Genomic DNA, 16268 nt, shown 5'->3' with positions numbered 1-16268 from the left:
CGTTTGCCTTAACTCAGCGGAGTTCCCATGTGCCTCAAGGTGTTTCGTCGTTTACCCGGCGGCCGACCCGGTGCCCGGACCGTCACCCCGGGGCGGCCCAAGTGGCGGGGCAAACACTGGTCCGATGAGGTCAAACTCTCCTATCCTGGAGAGGTTGCCGGTGGGCCACAATTGAATGGCTGCAGGACCGCACGGAAGCCAGGAGGCTAGTGTCCGCTCGAATCACGCCGCTTCGGCTCGAGGCTTTCGAGCAGCTTCCCAAGCATGCGCGCCGATGCGTGTTCTGGGAGGTCGACCCCGCGACCCTCGGTAACCAGGACCACCTCGCCGACCCCGAATTCGAAAAGGAAGCGTGGTTGTCGATGGTGATGCTGGAGTGGGGTTCGTGCGGGCTGGTCGCGACCGCGATTCCCGACGACGAGCGCAGCCACGCCGAGCCGCCGTGCCTGGGATACGTCCTCTACGCCCCGCCGCGGGCGGTGCCACGGGCGCAACGGTTTCCCACCGCGCCGGTGTCCGCCGACGCGGTGCTGCTGACGTCGATGAACATCGAGCCGGGGCAAGCCGCCGACGACCTGCCGCATGGGCTCATCGCCCGAGTCGTCGACGAGCTGGTGCGCCGCGGGGTCCGGGCGCTGGAAGCGTTCGGTCGCACGCCGGCCGCGTCCGAGCTGCAGGATCCGCGGATGGTGGACCCCGATGTCTGGCCGGTGCTGGAGGCGCTCGGTGACTGCTCGGTCGACCACTGCATGATCGACGCCGAGTTCTTGAAGGACGTGGGATTCGTTGTGGTGGCGCCGCACAAGTATTTTCCGCGGCTGCGGCTGGAGTTGGACAAGGGACTTGGTTGGAAGGCCGAGGTCGAGGCGGCGCTGGAGCGCCTGCTGGCCAACGCCCAACTGGAAGAGCCGGTGGGGGCGGGTTCGGGTTCTTCTGCTGTGGGAAATACGCTGCGGATCAACGGGAGCAGTTAAGAACCGCCCAGCCTGGATGCCCGCTCCACCGACAGCTCGTGGGCCAGCAGCTCGGCGAAGGTGAAGGTGCCGGTGGGCCGGTCGTTCTTGCCGAGCAGGTAGAGCCGCTTGACCGCGGCGAGGATGCCTTCGGCGATGGCGTCGCGGGTCTGCGTGGAGATCAGCATCGCGCGGTCGCGCGGGTTGGTGATGTAGCCGACGTCGACCTGAACCGTGGGCATCCGGGTGAGCCGCAACAGATCCCACGTCCGCCCATGGGTTCGGCAATCCCGTAAACCGGTGCGGGCCACGACTTCTCGCTGAATGAAGTCGGCGAGGTTGCGCCCGATCGTCGAGACCGAACCGTGCGAGTTGCCGAAATGGAAGGAGGCGACGCCGTTGGCCGACGGGCTGGCCTGGGATTCGCAGCGCAGGCTGATCATCAGGTCCGCGCCGACGTTGTTGGCCGTGGCCGCGCGTTCGGCATCCGACGGGCTGCGGTTGGTCGGCCGCGACAGAAAGGTCTCCATGCCGATCGCGGTCATCCGGCCCTCGAGCCGACTCGCCAAGTCCCACAGCACATCTGCTTCGCTGACAGGTCCGTCCGGCCCCTGCATGATGGCGCCGTGGTCGGTGCCGCCGCGGCCCGGATCGATGATGATGCGCTTGCCCGACAGTTTGGGTCCCGAGCGGCGGACCAGCTCTTCCTCGCGGATGGCGTGCGGCGAGCCGCCGCTGACCCGTGAGCTGAGAAAGTACAAGGACCGCAAGGTTTCCGGGCCGCAGATGCCGTCGGCGGAAAGTCCGTATTCGCGCTGGTAGGACATCAAAGCGTTGTGGGTCTGCAGGCCGAAGTGCCCGTCGACCAGGCCGGTGTAGAAACCGAGGTCCTGGAGCCGCGCCTGGAGGGTGGCGACGTCGTCCCCGTAGAGCGGTGCGCCGAATTGGTGATACAGCGTCCGCGCGCCCAGCCGATACGAGGCCTCCTTCAGCGCGCGGTAGGTGGCTTCGCCGACGATGCCGTCCACCAGGAGCCCGCGATTCTGCTGGAACGCGCGCACCGCCTGATCGAGGTGGGCATCGAAGACCTCCACGGCCACGTGCCGGCCGGTGGTCAGGTCTTCTTCGGGATTGTCCAGCAGCCCTAGCGCGGCCAGCGTCGCCCGGATTTCGGTCACGGCAGCGCTGCGGTCACCACAGCGCAGCGCCTCGCCGTATTCACGGCGCGGACTCGACATACCAAAGGTCCTCCGGGACAAATTGACAGGCTGAATTTGGGCAACGGCTAAGCGCTATTGTCGCAGATCCTTCTCAATTTTCGGAAAACCCCAGGCTAAGCGCGGGGCGTGGTGCGACGAACCCGACGGGCGTCAGGCGAGGTTGGGAACCGCGTCGGAAAGCTCGCGCAGCAGCGCCGCCTTGCCCTTGGCGCCGACGATCCGCTTCACCGGTTGGCCGTCCTTGAACAGGATCATGGTGGGGATCGAAACCACCTGAAAATCCCGGGCCGTCTCCGGGTTGGCGTCGACGTCGAGTTTGGCGATGGTGAGCTGGTCGCCGCGCTCGCTCGCGATCTCCTCCAGAACCGGAGCGACCATCTTGCATGGTCCGCACCACGTGGCCCAAAAGTCAACCAGCACAGGCTTATTGCTCGACAACACCTCCGAGGAGAAGGATGCGTCGGAGACTTCTATTGTGGCGCCGGCCTTTTCGGTCATCGTGGTGCTCCAATCAATGTGTCGGTACCCTCAGCGTTTCCGGTTGCGGGCTCGTCTTCCTGTTCGGCCAGCCAACGCTCGGCGTCGATGGCCGCGGCGCAGCCGCTGCCGGCGGCGGTGATCGCTTGTCGGTAGGTGCGGTCCACCAGGTCGCCGGCCGCGAACACGCCCTCCAGCGAGGTGCTGGTCGTGCGCCCCTGCACAAGTACGTAGCCGTCGGGATCGACGTCGACCAGATCGCGCACCAGCTCCGAGCGCGGCTCGTGACCGATCGCCACGAAAACGCCAGTCACCGCGAGGGTGGATTCTTCGCCAGTTACGGTGTCGCGCAACCGCAATCCGGTCACCGTGGTGTCGCCCTCGACCGCGGACACGGCGGCGTTGGTGATGAACGTGATCTTGTCGTTGTTGCGGGCGCGGTTGAGCATGATCTTGGACGCCCGGAACTCTTCGCGCCGGTGCACCAGCGTGACGCTGCTGGCGAAGCGGGTGAGGAAGAGGGCCTCTTCCATCGCCGAGTCGCCGCCGCCGATCACAGCGATGTCCTGGTCGCGGAAGAAGAACCCGTCGCAGGTGGCACACGAACTCACGCCGCGACCCAGCAACTCCTGTTCGCCAGGGACGTGCAGGTAGCGGGCGGCCGCGCCCATGGCCAAGATGACGGCCCGGGCCCGGTGGGTTTCGCCGTCGGCGGTGACGACCGACTTGACGGGCCCGTCCAGCGATACCGACTCGATGTCCTCCATCCGCAGGTCCGCGCCGAACCGCAGCGCCTGCTCGCGCATCTCGTCCATCAACTCCGGGCCGGTGATGCCCTCGCGAAAGCCGGGGTAGTTCTCCACCTCGGTGGTCGTCATCAGCGCGCCACCGAAGGACGTGCCCTCGAAAACGAGGGGGGCCAGCTGCGCGCGGGCGGTGTAGAGCGCCGCGGTGTACCCGGCGGGACCCGAGCCGATGACGATGACGTCGTGGACGGTGTCGTGGGCAGCGGAGGTGTCGGCAGTCATTCGGGCCTTTCAGGTACGGAAGCTACGTCTACGAACGCCAGCGTAGGCGCGGGTGTTCCCGGGAGCTGGCCACCAGACTAGGTCCTGGGGACCTGCGTGTTCGCCAGCAACCCGGTATCGGCGGCGCTGCAATTCGGCGCCACCGCGAAGACCGCCAGGTTCTCGGGCGTGTCGCCGGGCAAGACCAGCAGCACGCCGGGGCGGGCATTGATGTCCACCGGTCGCGCGCCCAGCACCTGCGTGGACGCCGGGTAGCCGAGGCCGCTGAGACAGGACGCGCGCCGTGCGGGGTCGCCGAGCGGGCCGTAGTCGGGGCTGAGGTTGAGCAGGCCGAGGATTTCGGCCTGCGACAGCGGGATCGTCATCGGCGGCGTCGACACCGTGATGTGCTCGGCGGTGGCCGGGGTGCTCGGGGCGGGCTCCGGCGCGCTGATCAGCGCCACCGTGCCGACCCCGATCGCCGCCAGCACCGCGCCCACGCCGGTCAGGCCCGCGACCACCCTGGCGGGCCCCAGATGCGGCCGGGCCGAGTGCGCGGCGGCGGGGTGGTCGGCCGAGGCCAACGCCGCCGAAATCCGGGCGGCGACGTCCGGGGGCACCTCGGGCGCGGACGCCGGATCGGCACCCAACGTCGCGACGTCGCAGCGCACCTGATTCAGGGCCCGCAGGATTTTCTCCGCGTCCGGGTCGTCGCGGACCCGTTGGCGCAGGCGGGCCGCGGAATCGTCGTCGAGCAGACCGGCCTGCAGGTCGGCGAGGAGCTCGACCGTCAGGGGAGGGTCCGCCGCACCGTCCGCGGTTTCGTCGTCGGTTTCACCCATCCGCCCCAGTGTCCGTCATGCGCAGCCCGGCTGACCGGCGGGGCGGTCGGGCGTGGCGCGGACGTTGAGGTAGCCGAGCAGCTCGGCGAGGCGGACCCGGGCGCGGGAACATCGGCTCTTGACGGTGCCCTCGGCAACGCCCAGCAGCGCGGCGGTGTCCGCGACCGAGTAGCCCTGCATGTCGACGGCCACCACCGCGGCCCGCTGCTCGACGGGAAGGCGCATCAGGGCCCGCTGCACCGCGATCGCCGTCTCGACCTGCGCGGTGCGATCGGCGACCGGGTAGACGTCCTCTAGGGGGGCCGTCGGGTGGGCCTTGGTGCGGCGCAGCCGGTCCAGGCAGGCGTTGACCACGATGCGGTGCAGCCAGCTGCCGACGGCGGCGTCATGCCGGAACGATCCGGCGCCGCGATGCGCCGAAAGCATCGCGTCCTGCAGTGCGTCTTCGGCGTCCTCGCGGGTGCGGGTGGTCAGCCGGGCCAGCCGGTGCAGCTGGCGTTGGTGGCGTTGGAACAACTCGCCGAAGGCGTAGCGGTCGCCGGCGACGTGGGCCGCCAGCAGCTCGGCGTCACTGCGCTCGCCCTGGCTGTTCCCCCCGAGACCCACGGCCGGACATTAACCAATCGGGGGTGGTGCGGCACTTCACCAACGCCGGGTCTGTGAGCGCGCTCAGGATGCGGCTTGAACCGTGACTTCCGAGAAGCTGGCCTGGCTCTTGCCGTTGGTGCTTCCCAGCGTGGAGATCCACACCAGCACGTTCGACGTCGCCGAGCCGCCCCGGACCGGGATGACGTTATGCCCGGGCTTGAGCGTGAATGCCGGAGCCAGCACGGTGGTGTCTTCGAGGCGGGACGGCGCCGCCGTCGAGGCCGCGCGAATCTCGACCTTGGTGCCGCTGCTGGGCGTGTCGATGCTGACCTGACCGACCACGGTGGGGTTGGGCAGCTGCAACATCAGCCCTTCGCCCTGCTTGAAGGAGGGGAACGGGACCGCGTCGGTGTAGACCTCGGTCGACCAGGCGGTCGAGGGGTCGCCGTCGATCGCCTGCCCGGCCTGGCCGGGATTGTCGGCGTCCCCGTCGGGGGAGTAGACCGTCGCCTTGGTGGGCTTGACGACGCTGCCCGCGGCCGCGGAGCTGGGAGCCGACGACGCCGCCGACGACGACGGCCCGTTGAGCCCGAGCTCGTCTCTGTTGAGGCCGCCGCCGACGTTGCCGAAGATCTTGCTCACCACCGACGCCAACACCAGCAGGGCCACCACGATGACGGCGACGGCGGCGCCGACACCGATCAGCACGTTGCGGCGCCTGCGCGCGAAGGTCGCGTACTCGCGACCGGTGGACAACCGGGTGGTGGGCGGCAGCGCGGGCGAATCATCGATGGGACCGAGCACCTCGGTGCGATCGGCCACCGCCGTCGCCTGCTGCAGCAGGTTCAAAAGGGTTGAGGCGCTGCGTATTCCGCCGTCTTCTTGAACCGCCCGCACCGCGACCGCCGAAACCTGGAAGGGGATGTCGCGGTCGACGGCCATGGGTTCGACGGGATTACCGGTGGAATCACGTTCGGCCGGTGCCAGCCCGCTGCGCACCCCGGATTCCGGCAACGGCCACCGGTTGACCAGCAGCGCATAGAGGGCGGCGCCGATGCCGCGGATGTCCTGTTGCGGGTTGCCGTCGGGCATGGTCGCGGGGTAGGCCAGCACGACGTCGCCGTCGATGCTGACGCGCACCCGGCTGGGGTGGTCGATCGACAGGGCGACCCCGGCGCGGTGTGCGGCATCGGCGGCGGCGGCCAGCGACTGCATCGCGCGGACGGCGCCGATGGGCGACGGCGCGGTGTCGGCCACCTCCTGCAGCGAACCGCCGCGGATCCACTCCGAGACGACCAAGCCGCCGGAGCCGGTGTGGACGACGTCGAGGACGCGGGCGATGCCGGGCTTGTCGATCCGGCTCAGCCGCAGGGTCCGGGACAGGATGTCTTGTAGCACCTCGGGGGGCAGGGCGCCGTCGGGATCGACGAAAGTCAGCGCCACCTGCCGGTCGAGCTTGGTGTCCAGCGCCTGCCAGAACTGCAACGGCGGTGCGCCGCCGTGGAAGACGAGCAGCCGATACCGGCCGGCGGCGATGCGGGCGCCCGGGACGAGGTGCACGTCGTCGGCCAAATCCCCGGCCCGTTCGCGGGGCGCGTCGAACGGGATCGGCCCGCCGGCGTTGTCGGCCGAAAGGTCGCCGTTCAGGCGGTCGGACGGGCGCGGCGCCGACCGTTCGGGCGCCGGCCGGGGCGGAATGTCGGGCTGGAAGTCCTCGGCGCCTGACCCCAAGCCGGATCCAGCGCTCGATGCGCTTTCCACTGGGCGGTCGGTCACCTCCGGTCCTTTCGTTCGGGCGCTGGCTACCCGCTCCGGAGGCCTGCGCCGGATCGGCTCCTGGACCGCACTTACCCCCGGCGGGGACGAATTCCTCTGCTCAGGGTACGTGACGTGGCCCGGCCGAGACGATCCCTGCCGCCCAGCCGGTTTGCGCGAAGCAACCGGGAGGCTCGGGCCGCGGCGCGAAAAGCGGCGCCGCAGCGCATCAAACGCGGCCTGCGCCTCGGGGACCCGCGCGCGAACCATGACCGTGGCCATGATCGGCAACATGATGATTCCCAGCACCAACAGCCGCAGCAGCGAGCCCGCGCCGCCGTGCGCCGTCAGCCTGGCCAGGCCGAGCAGCCGATCGGCCACGTGGGCGACGAGGCCGGCCAGCATCGACGCCACGATCGTCACCAGGATCGTTCGCACCGCGCCGACGCCGATCAGGTGGCCGCCCTTGGGCAGCAGCGCCCGTCGCAGCAGGTAGTAGCCGACGACGGCGCCGGCCAGGAATCCGACGCCGTTGGCGAGCCCGAGGAACCCGGCCACCAGTTTGGGGTCGTGGGTGAGGTGGGGTGCCAGCACCGAGCCGACGATCTTGACCGCGGTGATGACGAGGATGAGGACGATGGGCGTCCAGGGTTGTTCGCGCGCGTAGAAGACGCGCAGCTGCAGCAGCACCAGGCCGTAGGGGATCAACGTGAACGCCGACAACGCGATCGCCGCGCCCAGATAGCCGGCGTCGACCTCGCCGAAATGCCCGTAGGCGAACAGCGCGCTGCCGATCGCCGGGCCGCCGACGGTCATGAACGCCACGATCGGGATCAGCGTGACCAGCGTCAGCCGGGTCGCCAGCGACAGGTCGGCGAGCACGGCCCCGGTGTCGTCGGCGGCGGCGTTGCGGCTCAACCGCGGCATCACCACGGTCAGCACGGTCACGCCGATCATGCCGTAGGGCAGCTGCAGCACCAGCCAGGTGTAGTTGTAGATCGCGGGACCGGACGCGGCTGCGGCGCTGGCGACCTGGTTGCCGACCACCAGTCCGAGCTGGCTGATCACCACGTAGAGCCCCATCGCCGTGGCCATCGCGCCGAATCGCTTGACGCGCTCGTCGATTCCCCACAGCGGGCGCAGGCTCACCCGCTGGCGTTTCAGCGCCACCAGCAGCACGGCCGTCTGCGCGAACACCCCGAGCGTGGTGCCGATGCCGAGCACCAGCAGCTTGGCGTTGCCCATCCGGACCGGGTCGACGGACAGCTCGCCGGGCACCGCCAGGTACACCCCGAGGGTCGTCAGCGCCACCACGTTGTTGACGACGGGGGCCCACGCCGTCGGCCCGAACACATTGCGGGTGTTCAGGATCGCCATGAACACCGACGTCAGCCCGTAGGCGAGCACCTGCGGCAGCAGCAGGTAGGCGAAGGCGGTGGTCAGCGGCTCGTTGACCTGCGGGGCCCGGCCCAGCATCAGCCGCACCAACAACGGCGCTGCCACGACCGACAGCGCTGTGACGACCACCAGCAGCGAGGTCGTCAGCGTGACCAGGCGCCGCACGAACGCCGCGCCGCCGTCGGCGTCGCCCTGCTCGGCGCGGGCCAGCACCGGAACGAATATCGCGGTGAACGTCGCCTCCAGCACGAGCGCCGCGACCTGGTTCGGCAGCTGGTTGGCCACCGAGAAGGCGCTGGACAGCGCCGCACCCAGGATGGCGGCCAGCACGACGATGCGCGCGAAGCCGGTGAGGCGACTGATCAGCGTCGCGAACGCCATCGCCCACGACCGTGAGACCAGGGCGGCGTCGGACAGCTCGGGCCGGCGACGCGCCAGCTCCGGCACCGGCGGCAGGGGACCGGTCGGCGGGCCCGGGCGGGCGTGGCGAGGCGGCGCCGGCAAACGCTGCTGTGGCGGCTGTGGGTGCGTCCGCCGAAAGGCGGGGTTCATACGCGGGGTTTGGGCTCGACCCGATCGTCGATCTCGTCGTGCAGGTCGGCGGATCCGGGGTGCGGCGGGTCGGGACGGTCCAGGTCGGCGCGGTCGGGCTGGCCGCGGAACCGGTGCCAGAGCCGGCGACCGGCCAGCAGCACCAGCACCGCCGCCGCGCTGAGCGTGATCGCGAACAGCACCTTGCCGTACGCGTTGGAATGCACCGACAACCGCACGGGGTCGCCGAGCCGCATGCCGTCGGGGGTCCGCAGGCTCACGTCGACCGCGACGCGCTGGGTGAATTTCACCTCGATCGGCACCCGCAGCGGCAGGTAGCCCGGCGGCAATTCGATCTGGCCGACGTCGGTGACCGTCATCCCCGGCGGCGCGTCGACCTGCAGCCGCACCCGGATCGGGACCGCGAGGCCGTTGTGCAGCGCCAGCGGCAGCGGGCTGTGCTCGGTGGCCAGCGTGTAGGAGCCGCCGGGGTTGACGATCGTGACCGCGCCGAACAGGTCGTTGATCGTCTTGCCGACCACCGCCAGGCGCTGCTGGGCCAGCCCGTTGCGGGTGTCCGGGGGTTCGGATTGGCTCAGCGCGCGCAGCATGTCCTCGCGCAGCGGCGCGGTGTACTGGACGCCGGTCAGGCCGGTGCGCTCGTCGGTGCTCAGCGCGGAGGTCAGGCCCCACAGCCGGCCGACCTGGGCGGCGATGTTGGCGGTGACGTCATCGGTGAACCGGCCGCGCGCGGCGCCGTCGTTGGTCACCTGCTCGGGCGGCTCGGTGTGGGCGCCGGCCTCGGCGACGACGGCGGGCAACGGTCGCGGCACCGCCAGGCCGGACCGGATGCTGGTAGCCAGGGCGGTCAGGATGACCTGCGCGTCGTCGGCCTGCAGGTTCCACGTCGCCGGCGGCACCAGCAGCTGGGTGCGCGGGGCCGCGTCGCGCTGCAACGCATGCCAGAAGATCGAGCCCAGCGCGTCCTGGCGCCGGGCGGTGTTCGAGTCGTGCGAGAGCCGGACGGTCAGCGAAGGGTCTAGGTAGGTGGGGACCGTTGGGTTGTTGCCCGCGCCGGCGAGCGCGGCCCCGACGGCGGGGTCGAACGGCGCCGCCACCACCTGGGGCGACAGCCGCCTCGGCGCGGTGTCGACGCCGGCCGGGTTCTCGTTCGTCGCGTCCTGGGCGGACAGGTCGCCCGCGGCGATCGCGACGGTGCTGTCGTTGGCGCTGAGCAGGCCGACGGTTCGGCCGGTCAAGGGGCCGTCGGGAAGCAGCGTGGCTCCGCGGATGGACGGCACGTCCAGGATGCGGTCGACGATGCCGCCGACGCTGTTGGTGGCGGCGGCGCTCAGCCCGGGGTCGTTGACGCGCTGCAGGGCGTCGAGGTCGGCCTGGGCATAGGGCAGCGGCGCCACGCAGGTGCGGTGGGCCAGGGCGCGCAGCCGGTTCAGCCATTCGGTGGCGGCGGCCTGGCCGGTGCCGGGATGCGTTGGGGTGCCCGGCAGTTGGGCGGGCCCGTCGGGCGAGTTGGACACCACGTAGCCGCCGGTCATTGCGTTGACGGTGACCAGCAGGTCCGGGTCGACGGCCAGGCATAGCGCGTGGCCGACGGCGCCGTCCGGGTCGACGTCGTGGCTGGTGGCGACCTCGGCCGCGGACAGCAGGACGTCGAGCCGCCCGCCGGTGGCCAGTGAGGTGGCCAAGTCGTCGTCGACCAACCGGACCGGGATGGTGCCGCCGGGTGCGCCGGGGGACAGCCGCGGCCGGTCGGCCAGCGGCCAGAGCATGGTGATCCACACCGGCTTGGAGGTATCCGGCGCGACGACGGAATTGAGGTCGTCGGCGTGGTCCGACGGCACACCGAGCACGGGCAGCAGGAACCGCGCGTTGTCCAGGCGGGCCGGGGCGCCGTAGTCGGGTGTCCCGTTGACGTTGACCAGGACGGGGTAGATGCCGGGCTTCTCCATCCCCAGGGACGGCTTGCCCAGCGAGCGCAGCGGGGCCGACAGCGTGAACCCGGCTTCCTGGCCGCGCTGCAATTCGGGGGCCACCGTGAGGAAGTCCGCGGCCGGCTGGTACTGGTCCGTGCCGCCGTCCAGGGAGGTCCGCAACGCCGCAGAGTCGTTGACCGCCGGCGCGTGCTCGAGCCGCACCATGACGTCGCGCACCGGGCGGTCACCGATGTTGGTCACCATTCCGCTGACGGTGACGACGGGCGGGCTCGTTGTGGTGACTACGTCGGGGGTCACCTGGTCGATGCGGACCCGGACGAACGGTGTCTCCCCGGGCTCGCCCGCGGCCGCGCGCGGGGCGGGCCCGGCGAACATCGCAAAACCGGCCACGATGCCAACCACTGCGGCAAGGCGCACAAAGCCGGCCCAGCAGAGTCGGGGAACCGTCACGGCCCCGGCCCGTGACCGTTCTTCCGGCCCGCCACGGGATTGTCGGAATGCCGGGTCCGCGAATGCGTCTGTGGGCGCCGCCGGGGCGCGCTCGGGGGCAGCGGCGGCAGCGCGGCCGGGCCGTCGTTCTGCAGCTTGTCGATCAGCTCGTCGGCGACCTGGGCGAGGCGGCGCTCGTCGGCGTAGGCCAGCCTGGACGGCAACTCGCCGATCGGCACCCACGCCACCTCGGCGACCTCGAGGTCCTCGTCGGACAGCTCGCCGCCGGAGAAGCGCATCAGATAGTGGTGCACGGTCTTGTGCACCCGGCGGCCATCGGTCACGAACCAGTAGTCGATGCGTCCCAGCGCGGCCAGCACGCTGCCGCGAATACCCGTTTCCTCGGCGACCTCTCGAATCGCGGTCTGCTCCGCGGTCTCGCCCATCTCTATATGTCCTTTGGGCAGCGACCACAGCATCCGTCCGCGCCGATCGACGCGACCGATCAGCGCCGCGACCTGCTCGTCGCGTGGCCCGTCGATGCCGTCGATGACCAGCCCACCGGCGGAGGTTTCGTGCACGGTTTTGAGTCGATCCGGTACGTGGCGGGATGGCCGGGACCGCCGGGGTTTGGGGGGCGACGAGTCGCCGTTCGTCTGGGGATCGGTGGGGGTCTCGGCCGCGCCTGCCGCGCCACGACGCCGACGCCGGCCCCGGCGTCGACGTGGTCTGGCTTGTTCGGCGTCCGACACCCAAGCGATAGTAGCTGGCGGGGGTCCTTCTTCCCGAGATACTCGCCGCTTGCCGTGCGGTGGCGGGGGGTCAGTGTCAGCCAGGTCACCCGACTACGCTGATCGAACGTGCCTGACGCCGATGCCGACCTGTTGACCGCCGCCGCGGTCGCGCTGAATAGGCACGCCCCCGTGCTGGGTGAGTTGGGCGCGCTGTTCGATGCCGCCGGGCACGAGCTGTACCTCGTCGGCGGTTCGGTGCGGGACGCGTTGCTGGGCAGGCTCAGTCCCGACTTGGATTTCACCACCGACGCGCGCCCCGAGCAGGTTCAGGAATTGGTGGGGCGCTGGGCCGACGCGGTGTGGGAGACCGGTATCCAGTTCGGCACGGTCGGTGTCGGCAAGGGTGACTATCGCCTGGAGATCACCACCTTCCGCGCCGACGCCTACGACCAGGTGTCGCGCAAGCCCGAGGTGCGCTTCGGCGAGCGCCTCGAGGACGATCTGGTGCGCCGCGATTTCACCGCCAATGCGATGGCGGTGCGGGTGACGCCGACTGGGCCTGGCGAATTCCTTGATCCGCTAGGCGGTTTGGCGGCGCTGCGCGAGCGACTGCTGGACACCCCGGCCGCGCCCTCGGTGTCGTTTGGCGACGACCCGTTGCGGATGCTGCGCGCCGCGCGGTTCGTCTCGCAGCTCGGTTTCACGGTCGCGCCGCGGGTGCGGGACGCGATCGACGAGATGGCCCCGCAGCTGGCGCGGATCAGCGCCGAGCGGGTGGCGGCCGAGCTGGACAAGATGCTGCTCGGCGAGGACCCGGTGGCTGGCATCGACCTGCTGGTGGAGACCGGGATGGGCGAGGTGGTGCTGCCCGAGGTGGGCGGCATGCGGATGGCCATCGACGAACATCACCAGCACAAGGACGTCTACCAGCATTCGCTGACGGTGCTTCGCCAAGCGATCGCCCTGGAAGACGACGGCCCGGATCTGGTGCTGCGCTGGGCCGCCCTGCTGCACGACATCGGCAAGCCGTCGACGCGGCGGCACGAGCCCAACGGCGGGGTGAGTTTTCACCACCACGAGGTGGTGGGCGCCAAGATGGCCCGAAAGCGGTTGCGGGCGTTGAAGTACTCCAAGCAGATGGTCGACGACGTCTCGCAGCTGGTGTTTCTGCATCTGCGCTTCCACGGCTACGGCGAGGGCAAGTGGACCGATTCGGCGGTGCGCCGCTACGTGACCGACGCGGGGCCGCTGCTGCCGCGGCTGCACAAACTGGTCCGCGCCGACTGCACGACTCGCAACAAGCGCCGGGCCGCCCGGCTGCAGGCCAGCTATGACCGGCTGGAGGCGCGGATCGCCGAGCTGGCGGCCCAGGAGGATTTGGCGCGGGTGCGCCCCGATTTGGACGGCAACGCGATCATGGAGCTGCTCGGGATCCCGGCCGGCCCGCAAGTCGGCGAGGCGTGGCGGTATCTGAAGGAGTTGCGGCTCGAACGCGGTCCGCTGACGACCGAGGAGGCGACCGCCGAGCTGCTGTCGTGGTGGCGATCGCGCGGGAACGCCTAGCGGTTGCCCAGCGTCCGAAAAGGCATGGATTACTGCCTGGGTAATGACGATGGCTCCGCGGCCATTTGGAACGGCCAGCCCAACCTCGATCTGGACGGCGACGGCCGGCTCGATGCGTTCGGGTTGGATCTCGACGGCGACGGAATGCAGGACGACGCGCTGGCGGATTTCGACGGAGACGGGATGGCCGACCACGCGGCCCTCGATCTCGACAATGACGGCGCCCCGGAGGCGTATTTTACCGACGACGGGTCGGGGACGTGGGGGGTCGCCGTCGACCGGGGTGGGCAGCTGCGGTGGTTCGGGCTCGACGGCGTCGAGCACACCGGCGGCCCGCTGGTGGACTTCGACGGGCGCGGCCAGGCCGACGACCGATTGCTCGACACCGACGGCGACGGGCTGGCGGACCGGGTGCTGTGCGCCGGCGAGGGGGGTGTGAGTGCGTACGTCGATTCGGACGGCGATGGCCGGTGGAACACCAGGCTTACCGACACCGACGGCGACGGCCTGGCCGACGGAGCGAGCACCCTATGACTGAATTGACCGTCACCCGCGCGGTGATTAGCTTTGCCACCAGTTCGTTCGTCGTATGGCCGGGGAGGGGTAGCGGTGTTCGTCGACACTGACTTGCTGCACTCGGGGGCCAACGAGTCGCACCGCGCCGGCGGGCATGCACAGGAGGGGGCCGCTGCGCTGTCGCGGGGCCCGCTGGCCTCGGGGATGTTCGGTGGCTTTCCCGCCGCCGAGGCGTTTCACGAGTCGGTGACCGCCGCGCACGGGCGGCACGTCAAGAACTTGCAGGCCCACCAGGAGACGCTGACCGGACTCGGCCACAAGGCGCATTACGCCGCCGACGAGTTCACCAACATGGATGACCGCAACGCCGCCGACGAGCGGGCGGTGCGATGGACTTCCGATACATCAGCAACCCACACCTGATTGCCGAAGCCGGCGGCGACCCCTGGGCGATAGACGACAGCCTGCAAGTGGGGCGCCCGGCCCAGATTTCCGAACTGGCGCAAGCGTTTCACGACGCGGGCCGCTGCACCGCCGAATCGAGCGCCGCCTTCGATGCGGCACGTCGTCGCTTCGAGGCCTCCTGGAATCGGGTGACGGGCGAGGACCCGATCGATGACTCGGCCGAAGTGCGGCGCACGATGCAGTCGCTCGGCGGTCAGTCCGTGCATCTGGCCAAGATCGGCGCTGATTTGGAAGGCGTGGCCGCGGCGCTGGCCGAGGCGCAATGCGCTGGCGCAGGGTTGATTTCGACGCTGGAGACCCAACTGCGGCGGGCTGACGACCTGCTCGGCCAAGCGCTGGCTTTAGAGAATGACGACGGCCTCACTGCGCCCGATCGAATCGCGTTGGATGCGCTCATCCGCGCCCTGGAGCAGAAGGCCATCGACGACACCGCGGCCGCGTTAGCCGAGCTTCGGTCGCGGCGCGATGGCTACTCGGAGTCTTTGCAGCGGTCGCTGACCACCTTGCGCACGGACGGCTACGACTCGTCGGTTCTGCGCTCGGTGGATGCGTCGACGAACGGCGCAGAGCCGCTGGGGATTCCGTCGCCGGGAACCAGCGCGGAGGAGGTCAACCGGTGGTGGAAGACGCTCGACGGGGAACAGCAGAGCCGATTGATCGCCGACCATCTTCCGGAGCTGGGAAACCTCAACGGCGTTCCCGTCGCCTTGCGGAGTCGCGTCAATCAGGCGGTGATGAACGACGACCTCCGTCGCGTTGAAGACCTCGCCACGTTGCGCGGCGTCGGTGTCAACGACGTGCTCGCTGAACCCGGCAGGTACGGGCTGACCGGCGTCGCAATCAACCGCTACGCCAACGCTTTTCGCACCCGACACGGGTTGGAGGCGTCAGGCGGCAGCGCGGACGTGTTCCTGTTGAAGTACCAGCCCGAGGCCTTCGGCGGCGAGGGAGCCGCGGCCATCGCGATCGGTAATCCCGACACCGCCGTCAACACGGCCGTCTTGGTGAAGGGTGCGGCCACTTCGGTGCGCGAGGGAACGCTGGCGGAGACCGAGGGTGTGCGTCTGTATCAGGAGTCCTCCCGCGCCGATTGGCGCAACGGGACTGCCGTGGTGACGTGGGTCGGCTACGACGCGCCGGATAACTGGATCGATCCCGCCCTTCGCGAAGCGGAGATGGCCCGCGATGGCGCGCGGGTGTTGGCCGCCGACGTGAACGCCCTTGGGATTACCCACGAAGGGGCACCGACCCATATGACGGTCGTCGGCCACTCGTACGGATCCACCCTCGTCGCGGACGCGGCGGCGGCCCACGGGATGCGTGCGAACGACGTGGTTCTCGTCGGATCCCCGGGCACCGACCTGGCGCGTTCGGCGGCCGACTTTCATCTGCCACAGGGCGGACACGTCTACGTCGGTGCGGCATCGGGTGATGCGGTCACTTGGTCGCCGGCCCGGGTGACCGGCCCCGGCCTCATCGGGATGAACTTCGGAGGGCTTGGCAACGATCCCGCCGTCGACGGCTACGGCTCTACCCGGTTCAAAGCCGAAGTGCCCGGCACCCCGATGAACCCGTTCTACGACCACCTCCACTATTTCGACGACGGGTCGGAGTCGCTGTTCAGCATGTCCGACGTGGTTTCCGGTCACGGCGACGCGCTGGAAGGTGATCGCATGACGGCGCGTCACCGCGGCGAATACGGCCTGGGCCGTTTGGTCGACCCCGAAGTGGTGCGTCCCGCCACGACTGGGCATCGGCATCGCGGGCCGGTGGGGTAATAGCGAATTGCGGCGGGCGCCGGCGAAAGAAGCGTCGTGCAGCGGTGGGCCCGCATA

13 protein-coding genes are annotated in these 16268 nt (G+C 70.0%); 5 read left to right on the top strand and 8 right to left on the bottom strand.

Annotated features, from left to right (window positions below; genetic code table 11):
* The first annotated feature begins 209 nt into the window (after window positions 1–209).
* Complete coding sequence (locus tag A5655_RS06865; protein ID WP_067007224.1) at window positions 210–974, top strand: acetyltransferase; 765 nt, start codon at window positions 210–212, stop codon at window positions 972–974.
* On the opposite strand, the gene A5655_RS06860 is transcribed toward A5655_RS06865, so the two are convergent.
* From A5655_RS06860 to A5655_RS06825, 8 genes are all read right to left on the bottom strand, one after another.
* Window positions 971–2191, bottom strand: coding sequence for an N-acetylmuramoyl-L-alanine amidase (locus A5655_RS06860; protein WP_067007221.1), 1221 nt, complete (start codon window positions 2189–2191; stop codon window positions 971–973). The genes A5655_RS06865 and A5655_RS06860 overlap by 4 nt on opposite strands.
* A 132-nt stretch (window positions 2192–2323) precedes the next feature.
* Window positions 2324–2671, bottom strand: coding sequence for a thioredoxin (gene trxA, locus A5655_RS06855; RefSeq protein ID WP_067007218.1), 348 nt, complete (start codon window positions 2669–2671; stop codon window positions 2324–2326).
* A complete protein-coding gene (gene trxB, locus A5655_RS06850; RefSeq protein WP_067007215.1) occupies window positions 2668–3678 on the bottom strand; it encodes a thioredoxin-disulfide reductase in 1011 nt (336 codons plus the stop codon). The genes trxA and trxB overlap by 4 nt, the downstream gene beginning before the upstream one ends.
* 77 nt (window positions 3679–3755) lie before the next feature.
* Window positions 3756–4499 (bottom strand): hypothetical protein, encoded by a 744-nt coding sequence (locus A5655_RS06845; protein WP_067007211.1) that lies wholly within the window; start codon window positions 4497–4499, stop codon window positions 3756–3758.
* Between the two features lie 15 nt (window positions 4500–4514).
* Window positions 4515–5105, bottom strand: a complete 591-nt coding sequence (sigM, locus tag A5655_RS06840) for an RNA polymerase sigma factor SigM (RefSeq protein ID WP_067007208.1) — start codon at window positions 5103–5105, stop codon at window positions 4515–4517.
* A 63-nt stretch (window positions 5106–5168) separates the two neighbouring features.
* Complete coding sequence (locus A5655_RS06835; RefSeq protein ID WP_067007205.1) at window positions 5169–8792, bottom strand: murein biosynthesis integral membrane protein MurJ; 3624 nt, start codon at window positions 8790–8792, stop codon at window positions 5169–5171.
* Entirely contained in the window at window positions 8789–11176 is a 2388-nt protein-coding gene (locus A5655_RS06830) for a hypothetical protein (RefSeq protein ID WP_067007201.1), read from the bottom strand. Before A5655_RS06830 ends, A5655_RS06835 begins: the two co-directional genes overlap by 4 nt.
* Window positions 11173–11907 carry an NUDIX hydrolase gene (locus tag A5655_RS06825; protein ID WP_067007198.1) on the bottom strand — a complete coding sequence of 245 codons (735 nt, stop codon included), beginning with the start codon at window positions 11905–11907 and terminating at the stop codon, window positions 11173–11175. The genes A5655_RS06830 and A5655_RS06825 overlap by 4 nt, the downstream gene beginning before the upstream one ends.
* A 108-nt stretch (window positions 11908–12015) precedes the next feature.
* Between A5655_RS06825 and A5655_RS06820 the strand changes: the two genes are divergently transcribed.
* The 4 genes from A5655_RS06820 to A5655_RS06805 all read left to right on the top strand — a co-directional run bounded on the left by A5655_RS06820 (window position 12016) and on the right by A5655_RS06805 (window position 16211).
* A complete protein-coding gene (locus tag A5655_RS06820; RefSeq protein ID WP_067007195.1) occupies window positions 12016–13452 on the top strand; it encodes a CCA tRNA nucleotidyltransferase in 1437 nt (478 codons plus the stop codon).
* A 24-nt stretch (window positions 13453–13476) separates the two neighbouring features.
* On the top strand, window positions 13477–13986 hold the full coding sequence (locus A5655_RS06815; RefSeq protein WP_067007192.1) for a pullulanase: 510 nt from the start codon (window positions 13477–13479) through the stop codon (window positions 13984–13986).
* Window positions 13987–14061: 75 nt separating this feature from the next.
* Window positions 14062–14391 (top strand): DUF2563 family protein, encoded by a 330-nt coding sequence (locus A5655_RS06810; RefSeq protein ID WP_067007189.1) that lies wholly within the window; start codon window positions 14062–14064, stop codon window positions 14389–14391.
* Entirely contained in the window at window positions 14358–16211 is a 1854-nt protein-coding gene (locus A5655_RS06805; protein ID WP_067007186.1) for an alpha/beta hydrolase, read from the top strand. The genes A5655_RS06810 and A5655_RS06805 overlap by 34 nt, the downstream gene beginning before the upstream one ends.
* The last annotated feature ends 57 nt before the right edge of the window (window positions 16212–16268 follow it).

It is taken from the genome of Mycobacterium sp. 1081908.1, assembly GCF_001673535.1.
Taxonomy (GTDB): domain Bacteria; phylum Actinomycetota; class Actinomycetes; order Mycobacteriales; family Mycobacteriaceae; genus Mycobacterium.
This window is presented reverse-complemented; position numbering and strand designations above follow the sequence as displayed.

What these genes read in the sequence shown, in the direction of transcription:
- A5655_RS06815 (WP_067007192.1), top strand. Translation starts at nt 13,477, where the DNA reads ATGGATTACTGCCTGGGTAATGACGATGGCTCCGCGGCCATTTGGAAC.
- A5655_RS06835 (WP_067007205.1), bottom strand. Translation starts at nt 8,792, where the DNA reads ATGAACCCCGCCTTTCGGCGGACGCACCCACAGCCGCCACAGCAGCGT.
- A5655_RS06845 (WP_067007211.1), bottom strand. Translation starts at nt 4,499, where the DNA reads ATGGGTGAAACCGACGACGAAACCGCGGACGGTGCGGCGGACCCTCCC.
- A5655_RS06805 (WP_067007186.1), top strand. Translation starts at nt 14,358, where the DNA reads ATGGACTTCCGATACATCAGCAACCCACACCTGATTGCCGAAGCCGGC.
- trxB (WP_067007215.1), bottom strand. Translation starts at nt 3,678, where the DNA reads ATGACTGCCGACACCTCCGCTGCCCACGACACCGTCCACGACGTCATC.
- A5655_RS06860 (WP_067007221.1), bottom strand. Translation starts at nt 2,191, where the DNA reads ATGTCGAGTCCGCGCCGTGAATACGGCGAGGCGCTGCGCTGTGGTGAC.
- trxA (WP_067007218.1), bottom strand. Translation starts at nt 2,671, where the DNA reads ATGACCGAAAAGGCCGGCGCCACAATAGAAGTCTCCGACGCATCCTTC.